The 6,701-nt window shown below is 68.7% G+C and carries 5 protein-coding genes; 2 read left to right on the forward strand and 3 right to left on the reverse strand.

Going from position 1 to position 6,701, the window contains the following annotated elements; genetic code table 11:
- Positions 1-256: 256 nt before the first annotated feature.
- Positions 257-1,183, forward strand: a complete 927-nt coding sequence (locus ACFY16_RS31815) for an RNA polymerase sigma-70 factor (RefSeq protein ID WP_390650658.1) — start codon at positions 257-259, stop codon at positions 1,181-1,183.
- Positions 1,184-1,474: 291 nt separating this feature from the next.
- Here the strand turns inward: ACFY16_RS31815 and ACFY16_RS31820 are convergent, their stop codons facing one another.
- Positions 1,475-2,398, reverse strand: coding sequence for a sigma factor-like helix-turn-helix DNA-binding protein (locus ACFY16_RS31820; RefSeq protein ID WP_390650659.1), 924 nt, complete (start codon positions 2,396-2,398; stop codon positions 1,475-1,477).
- 764 nt (positions 2,399-3,162) lie between these two features.
- On the opposite strand from ACFY16_RS31820, the gene ACFY16_RS31825 reads away from it, so the two are divergent.
- A complete protein-coding gene (locus ACFY16_RS31825; protein ID WP_390650660.1) occupies positions 3,163-3,792 on the forward strand; it encodes a hypothetical protein in 630 nt (209 codons plus the stop codon).
- 266 nt (positions 3,793-4,058) lie between these two features.
- Here the strand turns inward: ACFY16_RS31825 and ACFY16_RS31830 are convergent, their stop codons facing one another.
- Entirely contained in the window at positions 4,059-5,429 is a 1,371-nt protein-coding gene (locus tag ACFY16_RS31830; protein WP_390650661.1) for an NAD(P)/FAD-dependent oxidoreductase, read from the reverse strand.
- Positions 5,430-5,604: 175 nt separating this feature from the next.
- Positions 5,605-6,701 (reverse strand): MFS transporter (locus ACFY16_RS31835; protein WP_390650662.1); only part of this gene is annotated, 1,097 nt, incomplete at its 5' end.

Consider the following 6,701-nt stretch of genomic DNA (forward strand, 5'->3'; position numbering starts at 1 on the left):
CCGGACGGTGCGTAGTGGAACAGTGTCACAACAGCGGCGGGAGCACTGCCCTAAAGGTAGTTGGGTGGCTGTCGCCACCGTCAGGGGACACCAGTGGGGTCACTGACTCCCGACAGGAAGGGACCCGGATGAAAGTCGTTGTCCGGTTGGTGGCCACGACGCCGCGTACACAATGAGTGACACTTTATTCCGGTGGGTGACATCCGTGTGACGTGGTGCCGAGCCGTGGACGTATGCCGTTCCAGCCGCTTGTAGCATGGTGGGATCGAAGTCTGAAGGGACAACCGTGCACGCTGAGGCCGACGCCAACTCCCTTGACCGGGCGACGCAGGACTTCGTCGCGGCCCGCCCGCAACTGTTCGGCATCGCGTACCGCTTGCTCGGCAGCGCCGCGGAAGCCGAGGACATCGTGCAGGAAGCGTGGCTGCGGTGGCAGAACGCGGACCGTACGAACATCGTCGAGCCGACGGCCTTCCTGACCACGGTCACCACGCGTCTGGCCATCAACTTGGCCCAGTCCGCCAGGGTGCGGCGGGAGTCGTACGTCGGGCCGTGGCTTCCCGAGCCGGTCGACACCGGTCCGGACCCGCAATTGGGGGCGGAACGGGCCGAGGCAGTGGAGCTGGCGGTCCTCTTCCTCTTGGAGAAGCTGAACCCGGTGGAACGGGCGGCGTACGTCCTGCGGGAAGCGTTCGATTACCCCTACAAACGGGTCGCGGACATCCTGGAGACGAGTGAGGCCAACACCCGACAGATCGTGAGCCGTGCGCGCAAGCACCTGGCCGCCGAGCGCAGAGAGCGCGTCAGCCCGGCCGACCACCGGCGCCTGATGGAAGTCTTCCTCGCTGCCGCGCAGAAGGGCGATCTGGCGGTGCTCGAGGACGTACTCACGGCGGACGTCGTCAGCTACTCCGACGGCGGAGGGGTGCGCGGCGCATCGAAGATCCCGGTCATCGGACGTCCGCACGTGTCCAAGTACCTCGCGGCCTTCGCTCCACGCTTCTGGCCCCAGTCGGAGATTCGGTGGGTCGAGGCCAACGGGCGGCCGGCCGCTCTCGTCTCGGCCGGCGGGAACGCCGTGGCTCTGCTGTCCGTCGACGTCTCCGTGGAAGGGATCGACCGGATCATGTGGGTGATGAATCCGGCCAAACTGTTGCCCTATGTGGCGTCCCTGAGCGGCTGAGCATGCAGCGAGCGTCTACGTGTCACAAGAAGGGGCAGGTGCCGGTCAACGAGTTGTCGGGAATCCAGGATTCTACAAACTTGAAGGACAGGCGACGTGACGATTGTCTTGAGCGGCACACGGGCGCCCACCCGCCGACGGGTGCACCGCCCTGCCCTCCGAGGCAAGATGCCCGCACCGGCAGGCATCGTCCCTTCCGCCGTCTTCCCCTCCGTGTACGTGCTGTGGAGTACCTCTTGGGACCCCGGTCGAGCCCGTCCGCGCCTCGATGTAGTGGGGGAATGTTGGGGATCAGTCCCCTCGTGTTGTGGCCGGGTTGTTGTGTCCCGTCGGCAGGCCGGGCGGATTGCGGCGTTGGTTCCAGGAACGTAGTTTGTCGGGGTTGAGGATGACCCAGACCTGGACCACCTGCCGGCCGGCGATGTCGACGCTGATGACGGCGGCGACCAGGTGGTCGTAGCGAACGACAAGGCCGGTACGTCCGTTGACGGAGTGAGTGTGCAAAGTGGTGCGTGGCCGCCGGGCCAGCAGGGTCAGCAGGCTGCGGGCGACCTGCTGGTCACCGTGGACGGGTTTGACCAGGGCCCGGACCTTGCCGCCGCCGTCGAAGAAGGCGGTGGCGTCGGGTGCCAGGAGGGACGCCAGTAGTTCGGTGTCCTCGGCTACGCAGGCCTGCCGTACCGCGCGGACCACCGCGTCGTACTGCTGCGGGGTGGAGGGGTGTGAGCGCCGGGCCCGCAGGCTGCGGCGGGCGCGGTCGGCCAGTTCGGCGCATTCCGGCTCCGACCGGCCGACGATGTCGGCCACCGCACCCGGCGCCATCCCAAAGACGTCATTGAGCGCGAAGGCCGCCCGCTCGGCCGGAGGCAGGGAATCCAACGCCCTCAGCAGCACCTCGCTGATCTCCTGCTCGAGCATCTTGTACTGCCCCGCCCCGCCTTCACCGGCCTGTTGCCCGGCCGCACGCGGATCCCCCCGGTCGGGCAGGGCCAGGCGGGTCAGGCAGATACTGCCCACGACCTGCGTCAGCCAAGAGCGCGGTGCCGCGATCTCGGCCCGCTCCGCGTCGGACAGCTGGTACCACTGCCGGTAGGTCTCATCAATGACGCTCTCGGCCTCACTGTCACTGCCCAGCATCCAGTAGGCGACATCCAGCAGATGCCGCCGCTCCTCCAGCAGTTCCGCGATCGGCACGGCGTCATCGGCGTCATCCATACGGCACCCTCCCTCTCCAACGGCACCGCGCCACGCGGTCGCGGCGGCAGTCATCCAAGTGGCCGGCCCGCGCGCCACGGCCGGCAGCGTTCCCCTCGGCAGTGCGCAAACATGTGCCTCGACGCTGTTTCTCGTGTACGCGGACGCCACACCCCTGGCCCATTCCCGTCGCACACGGTGCCCCCATTCTCCATCGGCTCGTCAGCTAGACCGGACAGGCGCAGAGGTTGTGACACCGTTCCTCCAGGCCTGCGGAGCGACCGCGGGGCCTGGCCGGCGCGGTCGCGGACTCCCGCGGAACGGACCGCGCTGACGGCATGACCGGCAACTCACGCGCAACACCTGCCGCGCGCCGCCCGTCACACGGCGCGGTGGCCGCCCGGTTCATGTCGGGTCCCTGCTCCCCGTTCCGGTGACGAGGTCATCGGCACCTCGGGACCGGTGGATTCCGGCCCGCACCTCGCCACAGGGCAGGTGGGTCCCCTTCTGCCCACGGCCTCGACTCGAACCCGTTGCGTTTCCGACGGGACAGTGGCAAGAATGGATGAGACACAGTCAATACTTCATGGTTCTTTGTCCCAGCATCGCCGAAGTGCCTTCACTGGCAAGCCTGGAAACCACGTGTGGCCAGCCCGGTACGTCCACGGGCCGAGCATGCTCCTGCATATGATGTCCGCCGGACCCTTCCCGGTGTTCGGGCCGAGTGACATCGCGGGTAAGCCGGGTGAGGACGCGACAAGAAGGCTTGAGGACGAGTGGAACACATGGTCTCTGCAACCCACACGGCACATGACATCGAGATCACCGCCGAGAGCCTTCAGGAGGACCTGGCCCGCCTGAGGATCCAGAAGCAGGCGCTGGAGAGGGAACTGGCCGCGGTCGTCGCCCATCTCGGCTCCGTCCAGCGGGCCCTCGGCGCGCTCCGGGCCGTGATGCTCGAGACGGGTGGCCGCCCGGCATCGACCGACACCGCCGGTGCCGGAGATGCCGAACCCGGCGTGACTGCCGCGCCCGTGGAGCCGCAGCCGGGCATGTCGTCCTCGGATTCGGCGGACGTCGCAGCCACGACCGCGCCGAAGGGCCGTCGGCAAGAGCGCCGGCCGGGTGCCCAGGAGCCTGCCTCCCCGGCCAAGGGCGCCGGCGACAGCCCGACAGCGGATTCGCAGGCCGACACCGACGGTCACATGAAGTACGGCAAACTGACCGAGCAGATCCTGGAGCACTTCGCCGGAGTCGGCGACGTGGACGTGCGCGCTCGCGATGTCGCAGCGGCTCTCGGCCGTGACACCGACAGCGGCAGCATCAACGCGGTCAGGAGCACCCTGGACCGCCTTGTCGGCACCTCCCGCATCCGTCGAACCGGGCGAGGCCTGTACCGCGCCAAGAAGTCCTGAGGAACACTGCCGAGGCGCCCCAGTTGCCGCGAGCGGACAAACGACCCGGCACTGACGGCCCATGCGCTCGCTCCCTGCGCATCAGGCCGACCCGTGCTCCTTGCACCACACTTTCCTCAGCCCGATGCCACGGTGTGTACCGTTGGCGGGCGGCCGGCACCGTCAGCATCTCCTGGCAGGTGCTGCCCCACCCGCGACGGGAGACCGGTGTCGAGCCCTGGCTCATGCTCGCTCCCAGCGGTGCAGGTATCGATGGCCGGGCGGGCTCAGGCCCTCGGGCCCGAGGCGCCGCTGCCCTCCGGGCCGGTCAGCCGCTCGCTGTGACGAGGGTTTCCCCGGGACACGAAGGCTTCCCGAGGGTGCTGCACCGAGGCCAGGGAGACGACGTCCCGTCCGTAGAAGGCGGCGGTGAGCCACACGGCGAGCACCCGGACCTTGCGTTCCCACGTCGGTACGGCAAGCACGTGATAGCCGCGGTGCATGAGCCAGGCCGGGAAACCCTTGATGACCAGGCGCCGGTACTGGAAGATGCCTCGGCCCAGGCCCAGCGTGGCCACCACACCCAGACTGTGGTGGACGTAGTCCTTGGCAGGCCGGCCCCTCAGCGTCGCCAGGATGTTCCTCGCCAGGCGCTTGCCCTGCCGCACCGCGTGCTGGGCGTTCGGCACCGTATGCGCCCCTGGCCGTCCTGCCGCCAGGTCGGGCACGGCCGCATCGTCGCCGGCGGCCCACACGTCCGCCACCACGTCCGTCTCCGTACCCACGCGGAGGTCCGCCCGTACGACGAGCAGGCCACGTTCGTCGACCGGAAGGTCCGTGTGGTTGTGCACGATGGGGTTCGACGCATTGCCCGCGGCCCACACGATCAGGCCCGAATCGAACTCCTCCCCGTTCGACAGCACCACATGACCGCCCTTGGCGGAGACGAGTTGGGTGTTCAGGTGCACGAACGCTCCCCGGTTCCGCAGTGACCGGACCACCCATGCGCCGGGCTGGTCACTGACCTCGGGAAGAATCCGACCGCGTGCCTCGACCATGTGGAACTGGATTTCTTCCACATCGAGTTCCGGGTAGTGCTTCAGCACGGCGGACGCCAGGGACAGCAACTCACCGAATCCCTCCACACCGGAGAATCCGCCGCCGACGAAGGTGACGGTGAGGAGCTTTTGGCGTTCGGGCCCGCGCGGCAGTGTCGCCGCACGGTCGAACGACGTCAGCAGCCGGTCGCGGATGGCGACGGCCTCCTCGACATGCTTCAGGCCGAATGCCTGCTCACCGAGTCCCGGTACGGGGAACGTACGGGTGACCGCTCCCGCCGTGACCACGAGGATGTCGTAGTCGAGTTGGTAGTCCGGTCCGCTCTCCGGCCGGACGGTGACGCTGCGGTCACTGTTGCGGATCTCGGTCACGGTCCCTGAGATCAGCCGAGTGCGGTGCAGGTGCCGGCGAAGTGACACCGCGGCATGACGAGCCTCCACCGCCCCTGCCACAACCTCCGGCAGGAACGGCTGGTACGTCATGTACGGACGCGGGTCGACGACAGTGACGCGTGCCTCGCCCCGGCGCAACTTCTTCTCCAGGCCCCAGGCGGTGTAGAAGCCCGCGTAACCGCCGCCGACTATCAAGATCTCACGCACGGTGTCCTCTGTTCTCTCGGCCTCATCAGTAAAGACAGAGCAGACACACTGATTGTGACACCGTACGAGTCCGGCGCGGGGCCGACGACGTGACCGCACACCGTGGCCGTGGGCACCTTCCTCCGACGGCTGCCACCAGAACACTCGGACAACTGCCCTGGGCAGCGTGGGACGCTCAGCCCCCTTCACCGACGGCGGCCGCCCCAGCGGCGACCGGGTGCGTCACCGCCTCGGTCGCCCCACCGGTGCCGTGCGTCGCCCGAGTGCGAACGCCGATCATGGCGAGGGCGATCGCCGCGGCCACGAGCATGCCGATGCCGCCGACGAGGGCGCAGGTGTGCAGCGCGTCGGTGAAGCTCGCGCCGTAGGCGGACTGGGCCCGGCCTGTGGCCTCCGGCGTCTTCAGTTGCAGGAACGCGCCGGCCTGGATGCCTACGTGCGACACCAGGCCGCCCACCTGTCCCTGGTCGGCGGCGCTCAGACCGGACTGGGCGAGGTGTCCGGGCAACGTGTCCAGGGTGCGGTTGGTGAGGATCACGCCGAAGACGGCGGGGCCGAGCGCGCTGCCGATCTGGCGCAGGGCACTGTTTGCGGCGCCGGCTGTCCCCGCCAGCCGGTGCGGCAGGCTGTCCATGGCGATCGTGGTGACCGGCGCCATGGCCAGCGCGATGCCGATGCCCAGCACTCCGATGACCAGGGCGGCTTCGCCGGTGCCGGTGGAGGCCTGGAACAGGTTCACGCACAGCGCCCCGATACCGCCGACCACGAGGCCGATGACCAGCAGGAGCCCGGGAGAGGTCCGGTTCATCAGCCGGCCGACCAGGGGACCCAGCACAACGGTGAAGCCGTTGATCGCGACGAGGCGTACACCGATGTCCCACGTGGAGGCGTGGTGGACGAGCCCGAAGTACTCGCTCAGCGCGAACACGAGGCCGACCTGCGCGAACAGGGTGAGGGCCATCACGAGCGCGGCGCCCGAGAACGCCGGGGACGTGAACAGGCGCATGTCCAGCATCGGGCAGGGCGACCTGAGTTCCGCCAGGACGAAGGCCGGCAGAGCGACGGCGGCCGCCAGGAACCCGATCACTGCCTCGGCCGAGCCCCATCCGGCACTACCGCCCTCGATGACGCCGTACACCAGGCCCGTGACGGCGACGGCGGCCAGGATCTGACCGGGGATGGGACCTCCCCCCGGGTGGTGGACACCCTGACGCCGACCCCGGTGGGGGTCGGGAGAGGGTGACCGATTATGGTGATGAAGGTCTATTCGCC

The organism is Streptomyces sp. NPDC001315, assembly GCF_042896175.1.
GTDB lineage: Bacteria > Actinomycetota > Actinomycetes > Streptomycetales > Streptomycetaceae > Streptomyces.